This is a genomic window from Aquimarina latercula DSM 2041, from assembly GCF_000430645.1.
Taxonomy (GTDB): Bacteria; Bacteroidota; Bacteroidia; order Flavobacteriales; family Flavobacteriaceae; genus Aquimarina; species Aquimarina latercula.
On the sequence record NZ_AUMK01000016.1, the window covers coordinates 52,720 to 75,973 of the forward strand.

A 23,254-nucleotide genomic window follows, 5' to 3' on the forward strand; every position below is an offset into this window, starting at 1 on the left:
TAATTATTTTTATCTACCAACCTTTGTACCAAAAGTATAGGCACCACTGGTATGTGCATTTTTAAAACTTGTTACCTTATTAGCAAAATCACTAATCTCTGTGGTTCTATTCTGATATGCTGTATTCAAAGAATTTTCTAAATGATTTTTTGATCTAAACCCATGAGGAAGGGAACTCCTTACTCGTTGCACGAATTCCGCAAAAGGTCGATCCAACATAGAACTTACTCCTTGAATTTTGATTCTTCCAGTATTAACTTCATCATTAATATTCATCACAGCGTTTATATCAGGAACTGCAGGACTTTGCTCTTCTTTCCCCCCTATAGCCCTTCCATTAATAACAAATCCTCTTTCTTTTTCCTGCCAAGCATTATTTTCGTAATTGTAAGGCCCCCATTCCATCTTAATATAACTAATGTAATCATTATTAGTCCCTCCATGATATGAAATATCTAAGTCATACCAAATAACATGGCCACTACCAACCGCACTTATTGCATGCTGTTCAATAGCTCTATAATAATGAGTATTTAATGTGCTTCTAGCAGGTGTTAAATTAGTATCAACCGCTGGGCCGCCTAATTGTTCTGTAAGCAAATGCATTTTAACCCAAACGGTGCCTGTAGTTAATCCTGCTACAACCAATTCATTCCAGCCTGGAAGCGTAGCTCCATTATAAGTATTTGCAGCACTTCCTCCACTTGTCCTACCCGTTTTTAAATATTCTATTTTAAACCCACTCGCTTTTGATCCATTTGAAAAACCAGGTTTTACTAGTGCAGGAGGATCTGGCCTATTATCCTCTTCTTTCCCTGTCTGAGTATCAAGTGTGTTTTCAGGACTTGCTGCGTATAAATAATTCCAACTATCTCCTCCATCAATTACCTCAAATCTTGTAAAAACTGGATGATTTGCTCTAACAAGAGCCGCTACTTGCTCAGCTTCTTCTCTGCTAATATTACCTTCAGTAATCAAATTCTGCTCCTCTTGAGCAACCGTATTAAACCCTGCTCTTATTTGATCGGCTTTCTCAGGATCATATTGTTCATCTAAATCCTCTTCCTGATTACCACTTCTCCCCATCACCCTATCCAGCAATGCCATACCGGTATCTACCGCTTTATTTACCAACCAGGTTAAGGCTTCATCTATTAATGCCCTTACAGAACCTATGATTTCTGCTATTCTAGCTCCTATTCCACCCAACCCAACTTGATTGGCAAGGAATCCAATAACTACAGGCATAGATTGTCCCATGGTTCGTTCCAGATAATCTGCTGCAGTTGCTACATTTCCTTGTGCTATATCGGCTACTCCATTCACAAATGAGTTAATCACTTCTAGCATCTCTCGCAAATATTGGATAAAACTCTGAACTGCACTGAAGAAAGCCATTGCTCCATTGACTACCGCCATGATACCAGTTGGATCCAACATACTCAATAATCTGGTTGTTATTTGTGTAATGATTCTAGTCATCACAAAATTCTTTACAGCATCAATTACAATATTCCAAAGGTTACTAAGCTGTTCCTGTATTTTATCCCAAATGGCTGCAATACCTCTTTCTTGAACATCTTTGATAAATGTCCAGATACCTTCTAATGTATTAATAGCACCTCGTATTCTGGCAACTCTTTCTGGTCCTATTCGTGGATGTTCTGCCAGTTTTTCCCAGATGCGTTCCATAGAAAGCCCTAATACTTCTAAGACCCAACTAATTACTCCTTGCAGAGAGAAGTCTGTAAGTTCTGGAATACCGGCATCTCTTAATTCTCGCATTAACCAACCCATCACACCGTTAATTAAATGGGTTACGATGTTATCAAAGAATTTCACAAAGCCTTCCTTGATAGCTCTTAGTATATTCTTCAGGAAACCAATTGGATCTCTCTTGATGTCTTCCATAGCTTGAAGTGATCGGGTAATAATATTTCCGATCAACTCGAAAGGGAAATTCATAATTTCCAAAATAGCCACTATTACAATTCGTACTATTTCTGCTACAAAAGCAATTAATCTACTGATAGGTTCACCAAATTGATCTATAATTCTGACAAAAGCGTCAATAGGATTCAGAAGATCATCTATAGAAAAAGAATTCCAGAGATCTACAAATAACTGCACAATGGATTGAGGAGTCATATTTAAAGTATCGACTGCAGCTTGTATCTCTCCTACAATTCTAGCAATCGCACCTGTTTCTTCCATTTGCGCATACTGTGCTTCTCCTCCTTCCATTAGACTCATAAAACCTCTAATAAGATTCGGAACTGTTCTTGGTACATGTTCGTCCGTAAAAGGATCTTTACCAATAATTACTTTAATCAACGAGAATCCTCTTGTTTCGTTTGCCACAGAAGAAAGCCAACTTAATAATGCTTTCTTAATCAGTTTAAGCACTTCGATTGCTACTGTTAACGCAAATGCCCATACTCTTTCTAAAAAACCAGTAACGCGCCCTGACATTGCGGTTAAATTTGTTGCGATTTCCGTTAGGTTCGCTGGACGAATTGCTTCCCACGCAGCATTTATTAATCCTCTTAACTCTCCTAATAATGCCATGAAGGTTCCTACTTGAGTATCAAGCCAATCCGCTGTTTCTTGTAAGGTGCCCCTTTCTCGCATTTGCTCTAACTCCGTTTCCTTTCCAATAAGCATTAAGAAATCTTCCAGAATTTCTACAGTAGTAGCGGTTACTTCTTCGTCCCTTAGTGGATCATAGTGTATGATCTTTTTAATCAATGACCAAGCTCTATTTTCTTCTAAAATGGGTTCTGCAACATCAATTAGTGCTTCTTTAATCCAATCAATAATTTGATTAACTAATGAACTTGCAAATACTGTTATTCTATCCACGAGATCATTAAATTCTTCTCTTAACCCACTAATGAATGAGGTTGCAGCGTTATTTTCCCAAGTCTCCTGCACCAAATCTAATAATCCTTGGGTTGTGAGGTTCAACTCGCTTAACCTTCCCGTGACCCAATCAAATACTCTTTGGAGAATTCCGTATTCTTGAAGCTTATCAAATATTGCTACCCCAAATGGTACTAAACCTATAAGACCTCTTATCAGATTTGTTGGTGTTGGCTCTACGCGCTGTCCTCGCAAGGGGTCGTATTGTATAATTACAGTGAACAATAAGTATCCTGGAATATTACGAGCATTATCAAGAATCCAATCCGGTATATAATCTAAGATTGATCTTTGAATCATCTTGGGAGCTGATATAACCTCTACTGGCTTTTTCCTAATTGTAGAAGCTCCTTGCTGTACCGTATGGGTTAATTCATGAGCTAATAAATGTTTCCCTGAATTGGAAGAGGTGTCAAATTTTCCTTCATTAAAATAAATATCATTTCCATGCGTAAATGCCTGAGCTCCCATATCCTGACTCATTTGTTTGGCATTTGAATCTGTATGAACTCTTACATTACTAAAATCCGTACCAAAACCAGATTCCATTTGTACCTTAGTTTCTTTAGGTAATGGTGAACCTCCTCCCTTAGAACTGTTTAAACGAGATTCTATAGATGTATTTGTATTCGGAATTTCATTTGACTTCCTCTGAACTGTTTGAAGAGTTGATATCTGTTCTTCTTCCTCTTCTTTCTCCTGAACTTCTTCTTCCTTTTTTTGTATATCAGAAGTTATCTTACTACTATCTTTTTTTTCTTGAATTGTAGTTTCTGGAATAATTTCTTGCTGTTGTACTTCTTCCTCTGGTTTTTTTTGTACCTCTTCTTGTTCTTCTTTTTGTTGGATTGATTGATCTTCTGTTTGTCTTTGAACCAACTGACTTATGCGCTCTACTTTTGGTTTTTGCTGAAACTCTTCTTCATTTTGTTTTTGAACACGCGGAACTGGGCTAAAAAAAGAATTGCCTTGTTCATTCCCTTTAGCTACAATAGTATCTGCAACCCTATCTGCCTCTACTTCATACTTATCATTAGGTTTACCAACGGTAAGTTTAGGCTGTACGAAAGCATCCTCATTCTTATCTTTCTGAAATAAGGAAGAATTGCCTGATTTAGCACTTGCTGTATTTGGCGATGCAGATCGAAACATATTTTATAAAAATGTTTTATCTAAATTTTAATTATTACTTCTCCGATATTTTTGCAACGTTTTTTTTGCAACTACTTTTTTTACGGCCTCTAGATCTCTAGAAACTGTGATACTTTTTAATTGGTTTTGAAGAGTCCCTTTATCTACCTCTTCTATATTTATGTTTTGAATTTCTGCTAGGTTTTTCAACTGAACTGCTTTGACCGCTGTTTTCGTTCGTATACTATCATCAGTATTCGAACCAGTTGCCCGCTCTTCTGCATTTTCTTCTTCTTGCTTTTGAATAGCTTTATCTGCATATTTAATCGCTTCCTCTGATTTACCTAATAATAATTTAGCTTCACTTATTTTTATTATATCCTCTGGTGTTTTTGCTCTTTTTTGAAGCTTTTCTGTTACCTCCGAAAGCCTCTGTTTTGCTAATGAATCTTTAGGGTTACTAATTACTTCATCATGATACTTGGTAAAAGCTATTTTATCTTTGGAGATACTAAATTCTTGTATACTTGGATATCCAATCATTAGAATTGGAATTAGAAAAAAGAACAATAATTTCTTTATTTCTTCTTTCTTTACAATATAATAGACTAATCCAGCACTAAGTATCAAAAACAATAGTACCCCTAAACCTAATAACACTAGTTCATATAAGTGTAAATCATTCATCAACTCCTTCATAATTTCTATATTAAATTAATTAGACATTTATCTCTTTTACTTCATTATATTCATAAATTCCCAAAAATCGAGTTTATTGAGTTTTCCCGAATTAATATTATGCGTAAGCGTCGATAGCTGCTCCTCATTGGTTTTTACGAGGTTGCTATCTGATTGTGCGGCGTTATACGTAGGGTGACCTCCTCCTCTCCACATCATATTATCATTATTCATATTATGATGTAGTTCTTTAATAATTTTTCCTACAAGATTTGATTCTTCTCCTTTTTCTATCAGGTGCTTAAGCCCAGAAGTATGACCTACTTCGTGCGGAATTGTATTCATATCAGCTCCGGATATCATTCCGGGAGTATGTTTTTCATTAAGATATACTAAAGTCCCATAAAAAGGCCCACTTCCATAAGTCCCATTGACCTTGGGATGAGAATCATCTAATACAACAAATAAATGTTCTTTTGTAAATTGAAGATCCATCAATTTATTAATTACCCTAACATTGGCCGTAGTTTTGATATCGTATTCAAATTCTAATCCGAACATGCTTTTGGTCATACTACCTTTAAAACTATTCTCTATCTGTGTTTTTGCCGCATTTGCTAATCCAGATGCATTTAATGTTGCATTGCTACTTTTATTAAGTACCGCTCCTTTAAAATCCAAATCGATATCCACCTTTACCTTTTTGCTACTTACTACATTGTGTTTTTGAGATTTTTTCCAATGTTTTTGTACATTCTTTTTTATTTTACCTTTTTGTTGAATGGTATGCGTAAGCTCATGAGCAAGTAAATGTTTCCCTCTTTTAGAATTTGGATTGAACTTACCATCATTAAAATAGATATCATTACCGTGTGTAAAAGCTTGTGCTCCCAGAGCTTCGCTCAATTTAACGGCCTCTGTATCTGTATGTATGTTTACAGCACTAAAATCAGCCCCAAAGCCTGACTCCATTTCTGTTTTCACCTCTCTTGAGAGCTTTACTCCTTTACCTTTTCTACTTTTTAATCTTGATTCTATATTGGTATTCCCATTTTCATTCGTTCCTTTTTTTTGCACTTTTTCTTCTTCCTTGGCTTGGACAGGTTCCTCTTCTTCCTTTTTCTGAACAGGTTCCTCTTCTTCCATCTTCTGTACTGCTTCCTCTTCTTCTTGTTTCTGAACGGGCTCTTCTTCCTCCATAGCTTGCACGGGTTCCTCTTCTTCTTGTTTCTGAACAGGTTCTTCTTCCTCCATAGCTTGCACAGGTTTCTCTTCTTCTTGTTTCTGAACAGGCTCTTCTTCTTCCATCTTCTGTACTGGTTCCTCTTCTTCTTTTCTTCTTACTTGTCCTTCTCCTCTATCTTTAAACATACTGGCTTGCACCTTATCTTCTTCCGTAGCCTCTTTTTTCTGGACAGCACTTCCTGCATCATTAGTTTTATTCACTACCTGATCGGCCATTTGATCTGCTTCTACCTCATGCTTATCGCCTGGTTTTCCAACTTTGAGTTTTGGTTGAATGAAAGGCTTTTCATGCTGCTGTTTGGGGCTCGATTTTCTTCTCTTTTGTAACCTCATAATACTGTTTTTTAAGTTCAGATATTACCGAATAGTGTTTACGCCACCTTGCTATTGGAGTGCTTTTTTTGAATTACTTTTTGTTTTTCTAATGCTGTTTTCACCTGACTATACCAGTACGGAAAGATCTTAAACAACCTGTATTCTATCTCTTCTATAATATGTTTCTTATACTTGGTTACTCCAAAAAGATGGCTATATCCGATCTTTTCAGCTTGTTTAGAATGTTCTGCAATACTTCTTCCGTTAAGCAGCAATGATGGTTTTGTGTTTTCATGATCCAATAAGCAAGCAAGCGTATATTGTTCTATTAAAATAACAGGTTCGTATCCTTTACGCTTTAAAGGTTTAAATTGCTCTCTAACATTCTTGTATACTTCTTCTATATCGTAATATGCATGGACAAATTTGTTACACAATGAAAGGTCATTAAAACCTAGTACCCCGCAACTAAAAGAATATCCAAGGTCATTATTCCAAAATGGTTGATCCATAACGAATTGATTAAAAAATTCAACCTGCTTTTTATAATGTATGCCATATCCTCCTTCCTTTCTTTCTAATAATACTTTATCAAAGTTGAAGTTTATTTTACTTTTGATAAACACATCTGTATCTAGATGAACAAAGGGTTTATTCTGCAGTTGAATGGCTTTTATTTTTGATGCAGACCATAAATCTTTATCATGGAAAAAAGGGAGTTTTGTTACACGACATGGCAACATATATAAAAACCTATAAGCATTCTCATCTACATATAATTCTACATCTTTATACCATAAATGACAATATAATATACTCAGAGCAGTCATATAGATCGTTTCTTTAAACCTATTTCCCATGTTCCATCTATTCTGTACAATAGGAGCGGTGTTTAAACTGAATATTATCCGTGGTTCAATCATAAGTTACTTTGTTAACCGCTTTAGTAATCCTTTTTCTTTTAAGTAGCGAACATTATTATACAATGAGGCTTTTTTACTATGTTTATAAAGTCTTCTCCATTCGTAATTTGCCCCCATTGTATCCGAAGTTAGTAAAGGGATATGATCATTATGAAATTTCATCATTTCATCAAAAGAAGTATGAAGAACTTTGGTTCCAAGTAAGTAAGACTCCTGTAATCTCATCTTAGAAAAATTTCGTTTAAAAAAGTCAATATGAACTCTCTTTTTATTTATAAAAATTTCAGAAACCAGCACTTCTCTGGATTCATTTATATTATAAAAATTAATCCCATGTCGTCTTAGATTGTACTTCTCAATAACAGGTGTCAAATCCTTTTCATCTTGGTAAATTATGTCCAAATCGTGAACTGGCATTTCATAATAAGATCTTAGGTTTATATAATCCGCAACACCTCCTACAAAAGCAATCTTTGAACTATCTAATAATTGAAAAATTTTCTCAAATACAGCTTGTTGTTCTAAATAGATATTGGCTCTATCTTCTTCTTCATATGATATGTTTTCTATCGCTAATTCCATAAATTATATTTTACCAATCCACAAAAATGATTTTATTTTTCCAAGGCAGTTTTATCATTGATATATTCCACGGAATCTTATCTATGAGTATATCTTGAGTTTTTCTTTCTAAAATAATTCGGAGACGGCTTTCTGTATGCATTAACTTTCCAGAACGTTGTAGAAATTCGTTTCTTAACAAGTCATTAGAAGAGTTTTTTATTACCTCCCAATGCCCTATCAGTGCCGTTAGCATTTGATCTGCATGATTTTTCACTTTAGGCTCAAGTGGTACAAAACGATTGATTGGATATTTTGAAGGAAGATTACATAGAAATTTTTCGAACACCATATTATTTTCAAGCTGTTGTTCCTTTCCTGTAGCAAGATAGTGCAGTATATGCACTGCTTTTTCTTTATCTAAAAATTCATTATGATCATTGATTACCTCACAACTCTTAAAAAGTTGACTCAAAAACGGATGCACAAGTACAAGACCGGCATGGTTTACATATACGTCTTCGAAATCTTCAGGAATTTCAAGACTGTCATCCATATTGTAATCTTTTTCTTCTGATTTTATAGGATTAAAATGAGTAGTATCTAGTTTGTCTTCATTTCCTTTTTGTATCTTTTTATAAGGTATTGATGTTATCTCATCTTTCTGGATGTTTTCCTCTATTGAACTTTCCCTATCCGTATGTTTATGTTTCTCACTAGATTGAGCTATATTGTCTTGATAAGAACCTAATACTTGGGATATTTTCTTAATTTCTTTTGGTAAATTCTGGATTATTGTTAGTGCTGGTGTTGTCGTAAGTAATTCAAGAAAATAGGTGCTTACATACCTTTTATTTTTACTTATTTCCCATTTTGTAATTTCTAATACTAATTGGGTGAACTTATTTGAAATTTTTAACGTATCAACCTCTTCTATAAGTACATCGAATACAATATCCCAAATAAAAAACCTTTCTTTTAGCGTAAACTTTTTGCCATCAATACTTCCTTTTAAAATTAGCTCTTTAACCATATCTGGCTTCTGTGATGCTTCTTTTTCGCATTGATTGTCTGTTATAAAATGATTAAAAATCTTTTGAATTTCATCATCCGTAAACTGTAAAATCAGCCTTTTTCGCGAAAGAGGATTTTGAATAACTGTTGACAGTTTTTTAAACCTACGTTCATCTTTAAATATGGATAAATTTTCACTAAAATTTAATAACTCATCAGATGTATTAAACCAGCTATGGGTACCATTTTCTAAAAAATGAAGGAATTTTTCGAATCTTCTTTCTTCTCTTTTTAATAATCTTAAAGTATGCTTTTTATTAGCTTTAAACGGTTTTTCTCCTCTTAGTTTATATATTTTTTTTGTAATCTGATGAGCAATATCTTCTTCTAATCCTTTCAGGTTTTGACTAGGTTTTATCTCAAGTTCTACATCTAGTCGCTCTAGCTGTGTAAAATGATCAGGATCTTTATTCCCTAAATCATCAAAGGAGATAAGTAGACGTGGTAGCACATACTCTTTAATAAATAGGTCAATATTATCCTTGAAGTAATATGCTCTTTTATTAGAACTAGTACTTACTTCAATAAAAACTTTATTAATAATATGTTTTTTAGCTACGTCCACGTCCTCCTAATGTTTCTAATTGCTGATCTATTTGACTAATTAAAAATGTTGACTCTATAAATGCTTCTTTTATACTTTCTAAAAACTCTTTAAGTGTACCATCTATATCTGGATTAAATTCTAAGTTTCTAAATTCTTCAAAAGTGGTGTTAATCAGATTAGCTATAGAAGAGATTTGTTCTATAGATTCTTGAAGAAGCGTTGGGCTTTGACATCTTAATATATTATAGAATAATTGCGTATACACCTCTATCAACACTCTTAACACACTTAATTCCTCTTCTGCTCTTGCTCCCCTAACTCCTTCTAATAAAGCCCTGTAAGTGTTTTCATCAAACATATCAAACAACAAATTGTTGTTATCACCTGATGTAAAAGATTCTACATCTTGGATCACAGCATTAAACCGTTCTTCTATGCTATCAAAAGCCAAAATAGTTTCTTCTCCAAATCCTTCTAGTGCTCCAGAATTTCGAATTGTCTCAAATTCCGCTATCATACCTCTAACAAAACCACTTACTATATCTACACAAGTGAATTCTCCTTCATCAGAACCTATACTAATAGATCTTGGACCATCTAATCGTTCTCCGCATAATTCGCTTATAGCACTTAGAGAAACCTCTATAGAAGATGCATCATATAGATCTAAAGATCTTCTTACTTGTGATCTATTGGTACGTTCAATTTCTTCTCCTGCAACATTCCATAGATATCGATCTGCTATATCAGAAGTATTATTTAATACCAAAGTATTTTCTTCAATCAAATGTGTAAACTGTGCTGATGGTTGTTCTTCTATTGTTATTACAATTCCTGAAGCTTCTCCATTCACCAAGATTGGGACCGAACTTACAGAAGATGGTACATCTGTAGCTCTAAACACAAAACGACCATTTCTAAAAGAAACCCCATTGCCTGTAATTGTTACTTGTGCTCCATCTGGTTGTACCGTAAATGGATAGAATACATCATCTCCTCTACAAATAGTAGTGGGTTCAATTTCTACCACGATTTCTTCTACGATTTCAATAGCAACTTCTATTTCTTCTCGATTAGCACAATCATTTACTCCTCCTTGCGCTATAACTGTAAATGTGAATACTCCTGAAGTTTCAAATCTATAGGCGTGTTCTATGCTAGTTTCGGTTGATTCAACGCGATCCGATCCATCTCCAAAATCCCATGTGTACTCCAAATTCTCTTCAAGATTATCTCCCGTAATATTGAAGGTTACCGTTACCTGATTGTCTTCGGTTGTTTCCGAGATATTAGCAACTTCAATTCCAAATTCTGGTCTTCTGGTAATAACAATCTCACATTCTGTGGCAAAATTGTTTACAGTAAATGTGATTGTCTCTCCAATCAACTCATCACTAACTAGATTAGGGTCAAAAACAAACTCACCGAACTGATTTACAGTAACTCCTCCATGAAGTCCTATCGGAACTTGCGCTTCTACATATCCACCAGTTGGTGTTATATGAAACGGTAATGGCTCAGTAGTTTCATCAAAACAAAGCTCTCTAGTAGGTAAACTAAGTGTTATAAAGTTTTCATCACAACACATATATGGTAATGTAAAATCAGCAATTATGGGATTGAGAACCTCTCTTCCTTCTTCATCAACTTCGCCTTCGAAATCACCAGCTAATGACGGACCGGGATATGGATAGGGATACCCATATCCATAAGGATACGGATAGGATCTAAATTCGCCTTCTACATAAACCATAACAAATGTGCCGCCGGGAGCAACACCTCCTTTATGTTCGAATCCGTGATTCTTATTCAAATAAAATGTAGTATAATTATCGACAAAATCTTGAGCATCAGACTCATTAATTTTTAATACTACGACATTGAAGCCTAAACCATGTTCTCTTCTGATATCCTGTATTCTCTCTAATGCATCTGTATAGTTTCGTCCCTGATGTCCTTCGATTCTATAAAAGTCATGATCCATACAGATTTCTAATGGGCGTTTTATATTTAATAAATCTCTGTGATAGCCTAAGTTATTTCTATGCTTACCTAGCACTGTTTTATCATAATCCCATAATTGAATTAAATGATCGCCAACGTTGTTATAAAAAGGTATTGCTTTTTTACTTAGCTTACCAAGTTCAAAAGAAGGAGTAATCTTTATAAATGTATAATTGGCATTATAATTTGCTAATAACTGAACTGCCCTTTTTATGAGACTATGTAATCGTTGCTCATCTGAGTTTTCGCCATAACACATATCAATCTCATTACCTTCAAGATCGATAATAAACTCTTCTAATGTGTTATCATTTTCAGGTTGTGCTAATCCATCTGCTGTAAGACAATCTGAACAGGTGCTTACATTTTGATCTGTTAGCAGTGGTGATTTGTAAAAACTATGTCTATATTCATAACATGGTCCTGTTTTTTCAACCTCTCCAAGCATAAGATGTTTAGGAAACGACATAATATCAGGACAGCAAGAGGTAAAATCCATATTAAATAGAAGCTCCTTAATCTCATTGTAGGTGTCTATAACATCTTTAAGTAAATCATGTCTATATTGAAAATCAGGCGGAACATTGCTTCCTGTAAAAGAATATAGGGACTCAAGATTATTTTCTATAGCTCCTAATAATATTGGCATTTGCATTGCTGTTAATAAGGTCTGAAAACCAAATCTAAGATCACCAACTACATTATTTTGATACAAGCTATTAGTAAAGCTTCTTTTAAGCTCTTGATAATGTATAAAATCCTCTGGTTGACATACTACCCGATTGGATCTTACATCGGGCAACTGATGAAACAAATTCGAGAAATTCGTTTTACTTATAATAGGGTCATTATCATTAATCTGTTCTGCAACAGTTTTGCTTACTAATAGCGCTTTATAGTTACCGATCATTTCTTGTCCTTGATTATCGCAGGACAGACTAACACATAGATCAAGTTCTTTTTCGTATTGTTCAAGATATAGTAATACCACTCCTTCTTTTACTGCCAAGCCAGTATTACCTTGAAGTGCGCTAAGTACAAAATAATCATCATTTTCTATCTCGGCTTGTTCTGCAGTAAGCAATTCAAAAATCTCTAGCTGCGTATCACCATCATAGAAAAAAGGTGTATAATTTGCCTTTTCATTATTGTAGACTTTATAATGAGTATATTCTTTAGCTTCTATGTCCATTATTTTTGTCCCTTCTACCTGATCAATTTGATACAGATGAAAAAGATCTCCATCAGTAGTAACTCCTGCTCCTTGCGAAATAGAAATTGTACTGTTTACATCATCGCACGATACCTTAAATCCACAGACAATTCCAACACCGCTAAGGCAAATTCTGCTCAAGCGATCTTGATCATCAAAAAAGTCTACGATCTCATTAAGGTGTCCTTCTGTAAGCACCTGATTTTTTGTAAATCTTCGGTACTGTGTTGTTATAGTTGAAAGCTTGGTTGACATTTTAATGATTTTTTATAATGATCCTAAATTCGTTTTTCCTAGAATTATTCTTCCGTATAATTCTTCATTCTCATTGTCGCAATCAAATAGTCTTCCTGTTGGATATACATTGTTAAGACCAGATAATGCTTCAATAAGTTCAATTAGTTCTGGTTCTGGCTGTTCTTGGTCAAAAGATGTATTTGCCAGAAGATATGCTTTGTATGCATTTTCAAACTGTAATAATTCGTTATCGTTGGGGTCTTCTATTTCATTTTCTCTATACCCAACCCAACATATTTTGGCTAGCACATGGGCAGGTAATTCTTCTTTGATAATTCGTTCCATATAGTTTCTAAAATCTGTATTAGAAAACCTAAGTGTATATCCAGGTAATACAATACTAACACGATAAGAATAGGGATCTATCGGCTCACAATTGGTACACTCATCTGTACAAATTGGCATAAAAACACCCTCATTTACATCTGTTTGATTAATATCTGGACGAAGCATCATATGCTCTACAATAAATAATCCTTCTTCTGTAAAATCTTCCTTCATAAATTTTATAAGATCTAGAATGGATTGTTTTATTTCTCCTTTTGTTTGATAATAGGTAAATCGCTTTGCTATGATTCTATCGGGGTCATTTTCATTCTCTATAGCAGGATTAATAATGTCATAAGAATATTTACCCGAATCAGCTTGATGAATCTGTATATTATCAATCTCCGCATGATCAGAGAACCCTTCTTTAAAAACTTCTTCAACTTTAAATTCTCTAGTTTGAATAATTTGAAGAACAGCAAAAAACAGTTCTCTATTTGCAGCAGAAGCATCAAAATATTCTTCAGTACCAGATAATACGATAGAATTATTCAGGTCTCTAATTCTCCATCTATACACTTTTTGATTATCACTATTGATTAGGTCATATATTTCTACAAAAGAATCGGTGAGATGTCTTCTGTTATAATCTTTAATACCTAAAAGACGAGCTATCCTTTTTTGCACACCTGAAACATTAGAAGTATCCCAAAGATTTTCTGGAGGTTGATTATAATAGTTAAACGCATTACCTCTATCCTTGCTAACTACTTTATAATCTTTTAAAAAATCTTCTTTATTTCTTAGTACTACTTCATCGGTAGTATTAGCATAAATAGACTTCATAATAAAAGAATACTCAGTAAACCGTTCGGCAAATCGCGCTAACAAATGATCTAGAATTTCGTTTCTTCTTTCAATATTATTATCTAAATCCTCATATAGAACATTGGTTAAATACTCATCGTTATCCATAGGATAACTTGAAACTAATTCATCTAGATTCTCTATACCCTGTATCGCCTGAGTGAAGAACGTTTGTGTTAAATTTCCGCTTACAGAAAGTAATTCTTTTACTTGACCTAAATGTTTAAAATAACTAGCCAAAATCTGATCAAAAAATAATAGATATCCCTTAAGTTGCTTGGCTTGTGATTTTCTTACAGTAGATGATCTTGCTGGTAATCCTACCTCACTAATTCCATAAGTATCAGGAAAATCATTTTGAACAGTTGTGTAACTATCAGTTTTAAGATATTTCCCTTTTGGAATTTCAAGTTCTTTATCTGCTCCAGCTTCAGCAATAGCTTCTTGTTCTTCTTTCTCTAATTCTTCGAGATAAATATCAACCTGTTTTTTATTAATATTGAGTGGTAATAATCCTTTGTTGTAGTTAAAAACGCTTTTATCACACACAATTGGTTTTTCATATTCTTCCAAGCATATTACCCATTCATTAGTATCAGTAGCTTGATCTCCACAATATCCAAGTGAGATATCTTTTATATTAGTGACTCCTGGAATACCCATAATAATTTTCATGATATCAGATAGCCTCACCTCGCTGCGTAAATCTGCTTCTATAAGTTCATTAGTATCTATAAAACCATTTTGCAAAACTGGACCATCAAAAATCTCTAAAGTTGAATATCCTTTATCAAGCATTTGAGTCAATGAATAAAAATTTACCGTAGTTGAGAAATATGCATCAATTGCTCTTAACATCAACGCATGTACTTTTTCTTCATCCGCATCTGTACTTACTTCTATATCAGCACAAATTTTTACAGGGAATTCTTGTATTTTTTCTATTGTAACTAGATCTTCGCAAAGATTACGATACGCATGATAGCGTTCTCTTATTTTTATGGTTACCTGGTCTATACCTGCTTGATCTAGCTCCTCAAAATCAACATATAAATCATATAACCCTTTGAGTATAAATTCTTTTTTTTGCCCGCTTGGGATCAAACTAAAATCATCTGGATTATAGGATAGCAGATCATCTTTGCAATTAACATATACTTTCTTTGTATGTTTTGCCAGCCAACAATTCTTAACTCCTTCTATATCTATAAAAAGTTTGCGATAATCCAATGCCGTCACGGGACTGGTGGGTAGTACTTCTGAAGCTTTGAAAAACTGAGTTTTTACATTTTTAGTAATATCGTTAGATGCTAGTACATTTTCTATAGGAAGCTCAATTCTCATTCCTAAATCAGTAATAGCATAACAAAGCATTTCGAGCATTGTAATTCCTGGATCATGCGAGTTAAAGTCTGTCCATAACTTACCCCCTAATTGTTCTATATATTCGATGCCTTTTTCTTTTAAATAGAAAAAGTCTAAATCGTCTTGTGTAGCGACTTTTTTCGGTATGCTAATATGTTCGTTTAGTACTGACATGTTTCTGCTTCTTCAATTATAATAGGATCACAAACTTTAATATCGGTTGATATCAGATGATTTTTTGCTGATACCAAAATATGTTTTGGACTAGTTGGAGAAAGTACCTGAACAAATTCTAATTGTTCTAGATAGTCTTCATCCTTTGGGTTTTCTGGAACTTCTACTCCATCAGGATGCTTAGCCATTTCTAATTCGGATAAGTAATCCACATAGAATAGCTTCTCTACATAGTCGATAAGCGTACTACGATTTAATTCTATCCCGAAAACAATTTCTTGTGAGGTATCAAATGCCCATGGAGATAGGAATTTAACAAGATCTTCGTTTAGTTGTTTTTGATAAAAATTCTCATCGTATTGCTCATAAAACTTTACATTCAATCTAATTAGTACTTGCTCGTATTGAGGGTTCATCGCCACTGCTTCTACATGCATGGTGTTTAATTGATTAATGAAGTTTTGAATTTTATTAAGGGTTGCTGTACTTAGTCTAGGTTCGAATATGTCAAAAACATTTTTGTCTACGATATCTGGAATAGCAACCAAGGTTACATCTCCAGGAGATAAAAAAGAGTCATTCGAAGTATGATTCAAACATTTCACTCTAAACACTTCTGGGAACTCTTGCATAATTAAATGTTCATAATCCCAAAGTGTAATGGCCCTATTTTTATGTCGCAATCTTTCGCTTATTCTTCTGTAATATTCATCATCAGATTCCAATGGCTTTCCATCAAAAGAATTGTAAGGTTGTGAAGCTCCTTTTATCTGTGGAACCCTACTAATTAGTTTTGAAATAGATTCTGCCGGAAGTCCATTATAGAGATGTGCCAGTTCATTATTATTATTTTCAAATTGAACTAATACTACTTGAGCCATGATGTCAATCACTTTACAAACTGCATCATAATCTTTGTGCATTTTGGCTCTAATCCAAATAAGATCTTTTGGAAGTCGGGTGTTGGTTTTGGTGGCTTGTTTTGGAATACTAAATTTAACAATACCCGATTTTAGGAAATTATCAATACCATTGTTCAGCAAGCTTTCTTCTAGGTTCATCCATTGATTATTGCAGAGTACTGCCCACTCTACTCTTTGTTTTCCAACAAATGAATCTGCATCTGGATTTTCACTACCTTCTAAAATTTGAACCAATAAGGAAATTTGCTGTGAAACTTCTGCTTCTTCTAATCCGATATATAATTCACCACCATGACAATAATCAGGTACAATCCAGCTACCAGTATCTGCATTTTTAGTTAAGATACTCTTCTTTTGTGCTTGTATTTTTAAATATGAATGTTCTTCATACTGTCCAAATGGATCTTCATGAAATAGTTGTATCCGATTGTTCCCATATTCGTTTTCTCCGTCTGCAGTAAAATCAGTGTTTTCTTCGGCAGAATAGTTAAAGGTTATAACATCGGCAAAAGGTGTATATGGGTCATTAGGTATCAGCGTTTCATCATTATCACTGGATAATGCCAAGGTATAAATTCTTGGGAATAGGAAATGTAAAAAAGATTGGTTTAATGTTAATCGTAGTGGACCGCTCTTTCCAATTTCATATGAACTACCATCTACAGAGAAATTTGTTTCATAAAGGTTATCATCAACGAGATCTTCAAACAAAATCACACTTTCTGGATTGCTCTCATTATCCCATTCTTCTTTATGAAAAACCGCCAGTTGAGCTTTAAAATGATCGTCACCCTGAACTATTAAGTCTTCAACATTTGTATTTAGAACAATATCAGTTTCTGCGGATTCTGTTGTCAAGTCATCAATACCATCTTCTGGTTGGTTAGCAGATAAATTCGCCGCATTAGGATCTATAAACATTCCATCCATAAAGATATTTCTGCTGGTACCCTCAAGATAAGCCGACTTGTATGCTTCATAAAGCTTCACAAAAGAATCAGGTGTATTTTTCCATTTAATATTTACGTTAATAGTCTCCCACTTCTTTAAAAAAACCTCTGGATAATTCATTTTAAAAGAAGATCCAGTCACAGGTTGGGTTGTAAAAGGATAAAAGGGTTTATTTGCATTAAGAACTCCTGTATCACTATCTAAGGTTAGCGATTTTATATCTCTTACATCAACACGTATTTTGATTCCCGAAACTATTTTTTTAACTAATTTTCTAAACAGTACATGCCCTTTTTGATTATCTGTTTTTATTAAAAACCGAATAATAGGATTAGTAGTTGTAAAATTTTCTCCAAGTGTTTCGTTATCATATTTCAAAATTGGAGGAGTATCCTTTGAAATTTGAAAAACTAACCGCAATTGATTCCCGAAAATACCTGATGATCGATTGGTATCTGTACCATTAATATTAAAAGGAACATCCTTACCTAGTTGAAAAACTCCTAGCCAACCTTCTTCTCCGCTACATTGTATCTCAAGATTTTCTAATAAATCATCTTGAGTAAAAGGAGGTGTTGTAGTATTTATGTTTTCTGTAAAAGTAATCGTGATATCTATATTTCTTTCTCCCTCTTTGAGATCAAACATTGGTGATGCTATAGCAAAACCTAATCGAGCATCTGGTAACTCTGTATATCCTTTTTCTCCTGATGTATATCCAAACGGAAGCCAATAGTTTGCATTATCTGGTAAAGCCTCTTCTAGTCCATCTAACGAATTAGCCATTGAACTATACTTGATCTCACCCAGATTGATATCATTATATAAACTCTTTATTTGTCCAACTTTAGCTTTATTGGCAATGAGTTCTTCTGTGGTTTTATAAATGAGTTTATTACCATTGGCATCTTTACCACCATCTAATGCAGTTTCTTTTATTACTCTTTCTTCTACACTTTTTTTAGCCAGTTCGAAAATAATATGAGCTTTATCCTCTGTTGCTGGAAGTTTTTCTATCTGTAATATTTCTTTGTAGAAAAAATCAAGATGTCTTTTGGTAATCCTATTAAATCGTTGTTTAGAAAACTCTAATAACCTTAAAAAACATATAAACAATGTCATATGAGGAGTGATACTACTCTGAGCTTCCAGATCTTCAATTGTTTTGGAAATCTTATTTTTTAGTAGTTGATAATCGCTATCTGTTCTTTTAGGAATGTCTTGATTAGTAAAATCGAAATGATTAAAAAGTTCTTGCCAATCACCAGATGGGATTTGATTATCATTTGTTTCAAAGAAATTTATGTGTTTGGCAAAATTGTATGCAAACAATAACCAGTCTTCAAGATCAAAGTCATGAAGTTCTAAATTAGCTGGATCCAAGACGCTATTAAAACGTTCCTCTTGATCGGTTCCATTTCTTTTAAAAATTATATTGTCTTTATGTTTCCCGTCGTTACACATAGATTTATTAGCGCATTATATGTTGGTTCCTTCTTCTTTATAGAAAGGAAAAACTACATTTCTTCTTGAGTTTGTACTTCTAATCAAATACTCAATTTTCACGAGCAATTTTCCTTCTAATTCATCTGTTTCAGAGATATCAATTTTAATTACATCTATTCTTGGTTCGTGATAGAGAATTGCTGTCTTAATTAGTTCAATTACAAAAGTTTTTAAGGTTCTATCAAGGGGTTTAAAAAGAAGCTCATCTAAGTTACATCCATAGTTAGGCACCATAATTCTTTCTCCTAATCTAGTTGTCAATAAAATCTCTAAACTCTTCTTGATATCCTCCTCATTAGAGGTCATCAACACATGTTTTGCTGTTTTATTAAACTCTGGTGGAAATCCCCAGCCTGTACCTAAAAAAGAATTCTTATTTTCCATAACTAACCTCCTATTATTACTGTAGGACATCCTAGTACAATTACTCCTCCATGAGCAGTACTATCTCCCATTCTTGCTGCTGGCATCCCTCCAATCATTACTGTTCCAGACCCCATAATTATTGTATCTGGTGGTCCTACACATACTGCCATATCGCCAACTCGTGCTGCTGGCAACCCTCCGATAAGTACAGTAGGTTCTCCTGGTGGTAATATGGGTCCTCCTACGTGCGGTACTACTCCTGTCACTAATGGACAGGTATGCATATCTGTAATTCTTGCTGCTGATGGCATTGTCTATCTGTTTATAATTATTGGTTCTTTTTAAATCTTATCAATTAATTTGTACTAGTGACCCTTTAAGGGTTGCAATTGCACTTGAAGAAACTTCTATACCTGCTCCTCCTTCGGCTTTGCATTCTGCACTTGCTTTTATATTTACATTGGTTCCCTCGATATTAACATCTCCTGATGCATTTAGACTAATATCTCCAGCGCTTTCTACTGCTATACCCGAACTATCAATTGTAATTACATTCGAATTATCGTCCTCGACAATAATTGAACCTGCATCTTCATCTAACACTATTTTTTTTCCTGCAGGTGTTTCAATAGTTATAGACTTTTTATCATCATCAAAAAGTACTTTCATTTCGCTTCTGGTAACAAATCCTTTTTCATGATTATCATCGCTTGCGGTAATAGGAGAAGGTTTAGCACTGCTATGTAACATTCCTAGTACCACAGCATCATTCGGGTCATCATTTATAAAGCCAACGATCACCTCATCCTCTATTTCGGGTCTAAAGAAAGCACCTCGATTTTCTCCAGCATCCAATGATGAAACTCTACACCAAATCCCTTGTTCTTCGTTATTGATGATTGGAATCTGAACTAAAATTCTTTCTTCTCCATCTGGGTCTTCTTCAAGTTGACTTACGATTCCTACTTGTAATCCACAAATTCCTGATAGTAATCCTGATGCTGGTAATGCATTGATATCATAGGTTTCAGAAAACCATTTAGGGTTGATCCCAAATTGTGCATCTACTGTCCAATTTCCTTCTGCAATGTGATGACTTACTCCTGTGATATAGATCTTACCATTAAACCTATCTCCTACTCCTTGTAGATCTAACAAAGTTCCTGGTTTTACGGCTGGTACTCCTTGAAACTTAACTCTACCTCTTACTTTTGACAATTGTTGAAACATCCACTTAGCATCGCTCCAATCCTGTAATTCTTCTGTGGTAAGCGATCCTCCATGACGTAATTCTAGATTTTCTAAAGCAATGACCGAAGAAAGGTCTGAAGCAGATAAATTACCGTTTAAAGAAACTGATGGATCATTTGCTTCTACCTCGACAATTTCTTGATCAGAATAGTTCCATCCATAAGAAGTAACCTTATCGATCTGATGTCTTGCATCTATCTCTGCGTCTAAGTCTAAAATAGTTGCTCCAAAGGTTACAGTTTCAACTGGATCTGTACTAAAATCTGGTTTAGCAACCTTTAATTCACCATTGTCTACAAAGCAAAGCTTGCCATTTGCTTGAGCTCGTGAAACCACATAGTCCCAATCCGACACATTATACTGTACTAACTCTTTATGCTCATAATTGGTAGCCTCTACATCATTAGCAATACCATAATCGCCCGCAATTTCTTCGATAATATCACTGTCTTTTTTATCATAGAAATACTTGCTTTTTCTGCCTATTGTAAGTTTGACAGCTTCATCCTTGCACTCCACAATAAGATAAGAACCATTAGTTCTTATTTTTATATTATGTTTAATAACAATTCCTTTGAAAATCGTTTCTTCATCAGAATGGTATCCAGCGGTAATTTCGATTTCTGCTCCCGGTACAACTAGTTCTTGATTACTTAATTCAAAATCTTGCTTAGAGGGTTCTCCATCTGTTATAATCAACTTAGCAGTAGAGATTCTATTAACCTCCTTTTGGATAGAAATTGTTTTAACCTGATAGGCCTTAGACAACTCTTCTCCGTTGACAAGTACCTTGCTTGTAACAAGGTCTGCGTTTTTTGATGTCTGTATTACACTGCCTTCAGCCATTTTTATGATGTTTTTTCTATTGGAGGAAAGAAAATTTCTTTTCCTACTTCTAATTGTCTAAATGAAGTGATCTCATTTACTCTTGCTACTTCCAAGTAATACTTAGAATCTCCATAAATACGATGCGACATTAAAGGCAACGTATCTCCTTCTTTTACCACACGTACATGTGTTAAATCAGGGGATTGATTATTCTCTTTTGCTACTCTAAGATCATCTTCTACAAAACCTTGAAACTTTGCCTTTGCTACTGCACGGATCGGTGTACCGTCAGGTTTAAATAGTTTAAATTCTATGCTCATTTCGGTAAGACTCCCTTTGAAAAGAAGAGTCCCCCACGAAATCATTAGATAGTTTGGTTTATGTTCGTCCCCATTGTAATCTAGGATTACTTTTTTAAACTTTTCGATATCATCAATGATACCATCACCTTCGTCTTTAAAAACTTTATTACCCGAACTACTCCCAGGATCACTACCATAGTGAATTATAACACCTGATCTATCAAATAAAAATTCTAATTCAAGATCTTCTGGAAGTTTTTTATTAAACTTAGGAGATAAATCACTCGTCCCCGAAGCTTGATCCTCGTTTTGCTCGATTTTATAATTAAAGGTGTATTTTTCTGGATTTACCAAGGTGGTAAATTCACCATCCCCAACTTTATCATTAAATTGTGGATCACTATAGGCTACAACCTTTAATTTTTTTAATTCTCCAGTACTCATTGTTTATCGTTCAGACTGTTTTGAAATGATCTCCATGATTTGTTCTACACATTCTGCAACAATCATATCCTTATTTCCTGATGGTTTATCTCCTTTTGGGGCATCCGTATTTTTCTGATCATTGTCTACATTTATTTTGATATGTAATTCTTTAATTTCGATCGCTCCCATGATTATCAAATTGTATTATAGTAGTTATACACCAGTTCTATGGTTTCAATAACCACTTTACTTTCTTGAGCATTAAAATCAGCTATAGACCATTTAATTGGATAGGCATGCACAATATTCCAGGACAACAACGGCTCATGCTTTTCATTTAAAAGTTTAACAATAAGATCTATAGGTTCAAACTCAAAGTTTTCGACAGCATCTTTGCACCAACTGATTACTTTAGAATCTACCAATAAGCCTCTTTTTAAAACTAAGTTTGGATATTTTGTTCTAACCGGAATTTTATGCTTAAACCTATTTTCTCCACCTTCAGTAACATCTTCTGTTTCTACATCTACCGATAATCCAGCTACAGACTGAAATTGATGATCTACTTCACTAGTTGATAAACCAGTAAACTCGACACTAAAATGAAAGCCAACGGGTGGATAATAGGTTGCCATTAAGATGCTATTTTAAGACTGTTAATTGCAAATTCTGCCGATTCAATAGCAATCTCATTTCCATCAGCCTTAAGATCTGTGGATTGTATCTTAAGTAACCAAGCATCTTGTGCTTCCCAAGTTAATATAGGTTCATGTTTTTCATCTAACAAGCTAATGGTAAGGTCACTTCTAAACTTCTCTTCGCCTTCTTGAAAGAATACATTCTTCTTCCACATATCATAGAACTGTCCTTTTGTAGAAACAAAAGTTCCTCTTTTGATTGCTATGTTAGCAAACTTGGTCATCCCTGGTTGTTTTTTCTTGAAGTAGTCATTATCCGCTCCTCCTCTATATTCTATTACTTCAGTTTCAAAGTCTAAACCAGATACTTCGGTACAATTTAATTCGGTGTCGCCTCCAATTGTTACCTTAAAATGGAACTTTGGTAATGGATATTCTGCCATGATTTCTATGTTTTATATTGTTGATTTAAATTATTAT

At 34.2% G+C, this 23,254-nt stretch carries 16 protein-coding genes; all 16 read right to left on the reverse strand.

Annotated features, from left to right (window positions below):
* Positions 1-9: 9 nt before the first annotated feature.
* From H526_RS29285 to H526_RS0115580, 16 genes are read right to left on the reverse strand one after another with little or no spacing between them, the layout of a single operon-like run.
* Positions 10-4,074, reverse strand: a complete 4,065-nt coding sequence (locus H526_RS29285) for an eCIS core domain-containing protein (protein WP_051336181.1) — start codon at positions 4,072-4,074, stop codon at positions 10-12.
* Between the two features lie 27 nt (positions 4,075-4,101).
* Positions 4,102-4,752, reverse strand: coding sequence for a hypothetical protein (locus H526_RS0115510; RefSeq protein ID WP_035085743.1), 651 nt, complete (start codon positions 4,750-4,752; stop codon positions 4,102-4,104).
* Positions 4,753-4,788: 36 nt separating this feature from the next.
* Complete coding sequence (locus tag H526_RS30945) at positions 4,789-6,309, reverse strand: eCIS core domain-containing protein (protein ID WP_051336182.1); 1,521 nt, start codon at positions 6,307-6,309, stop codon at positions 4,789-4,791.
* A gap of 38 nt (positions 6,310-6,347) precedes the next feature.
* Positions 6,348-7,214 carry a DUF6734 family protein gene (locus tag H526_RS0115520; protein ID WP_027393855.1) on the reverse strand — a complete coding sequence of 289 codons (867 nt, stop codon included), beginning with the start codon at positions 7,212-7,214 and terminating at the stop codon, positions 6,348-6,350.
* Between the two features lie 3 nt (positions 7,215-7,217).
* Positions 7,218-7,796: a hypothetical protein gene (locus H526_RS0115525; protein WP_027393856.1), complete on the reverse strand. Its 579-nt coding sequence runs from the start codon at positions 7,794-7,796 to the stop codon at positions 7,218-7,220.
* Between the two features lie 10 nt (positions 7,797-7,806).
* Positions 7,807-9,414: a contractile injection system tape measure protein gene (locus H526_RS30950; RefSeq protein WP_027393857.1), complete on the reverse strand. Its 1,608-nt coding sequence runs from the start codon at positions 9,412-9,414 to the stop codon at positions 7,807-7,809.
* Positions 9,401-12,868, reverse strand: a complete 3,468-nt coding sequence (locus H526_RS0115535; protein WP_027393858.1) for a PKD domain-containing protein — start codon at positions 12,866-12,868, stop codon at positions 9,401-9,403. The genes H526_RS30950 and H526_RS0115535 overlap by 14 nt, the downstream gene beginning before the upstream one ends.
* Before the next feature lie 12 nt (positions 12,869-12,880).
* Positions 12,881-15,583: a hypothetical protein gene (locus tag H526_RS0115540; protein WP_027393859.1), complete on the reverse strand. Its 2,703-nt coding sequence runs from the start codon at positions 15,581-15,583 to the stop codon at positions 12,881-12,883.
* Positions 15,571-18,921 carry a baseplate J/gp47 family protein gene (locus tag H526_RS0115545; RefSeq protein WP_027393860.1) on the reverse strand — a complete coding sequence of 1,117 codons (3,351 nt, stop codon included), beginning with the start codon at positions 18,919-18,921 and terminating at the stop codon, positions 15,571-15,573. The genes H526_RS0115540 and H526_RS0115545 overlap by 13 nt, the downstream gene beginning before the upstream one ends.
* 15 nt (positions 18,922-18,936) lie before the next feature.
* Positions 18,937-19,347, reverse strand: coding sequence for a GPW/gp25 family protein (locus H526_RS0115550; RefSeq protein ID WP_027393861.1), 411 nt, complete (start codon positions 19,345-19,347; stop codon positions 18,937-18,939).
* A gap of 2 nt (positions 19,348-19,349) precedes the next feature.
* A complete protein-coding gene (locus tag H526_RS0115555; RefSeq protein ID WP_027393862.1) occupies positions 19,350-19,640 on the reverse strand; it encodes a PAAR domain-containing protein in 291 nt (96 codons plus the stop codon).
* A 40-nt stretch (positions 19,641-19,680) separates the two neighbouring features.
* On the reverse strand, positions 19,681-21,426 hold the full coding sequence (vgrG, locus tag H526_RS0115560) for a type VI secretion system tip protein VgrG (RefSeq protein ID WP_027393863.1): 1,746 nt from the start codon (positions 21,424-21,426) through the stop codon (positions 19,681-19,683).
* A gap of 2 nt (positions 21,427-21,428) precedes the next feature.
* Positions 21,429-22,154, reverse strand: a complete 726-nt coding sequence (locus H526_RS0115565) for a CIS tube protein (RefSeq protein ID WP_027393864.1) — start codon at positions 22,152-22,154, stop codon at positions 21,429-21,431.
* Between the two features lie 3 nt (positions 22,155-22,157).
* Positions 22,158-22,325 carry a DUF5908 family protein gene (locus tag H526_RS32175; protein WP_162897354.1) on the reverse strand — a complete coding sequence of 56 codons (168 nt, stop codon included), beginning with the start codon at positions 22,323-22,325 and terminating at the stop codon, positions 22,158-22,160.
* 5 nt (positions 22,326-22,330) lie between these two features.
* Entirely contained in the window at positions 22,331-22,771 is a 441-nt protein-coding gene (locus H526_RS0115575) for a phage tail protein (RefSeq protein WP_027393865.1), read from the reverse strand.
* Positions 22,771-23,217, reverse strand: coding sequence for a phage tail protein (locus H526_RS0115580; protein ID WP_027393866.1), 447 nt, complete (start codon positions 23,215-23,217; stop codon positions 22,771-22,773). The genes H526_RS0115575 and H526_RS0115580 overlap by 1 nt, the downstream gene beginning before the upstream one ends.
* Positions 23,218-23,254 lie beyond the last annotated feature (37 nt).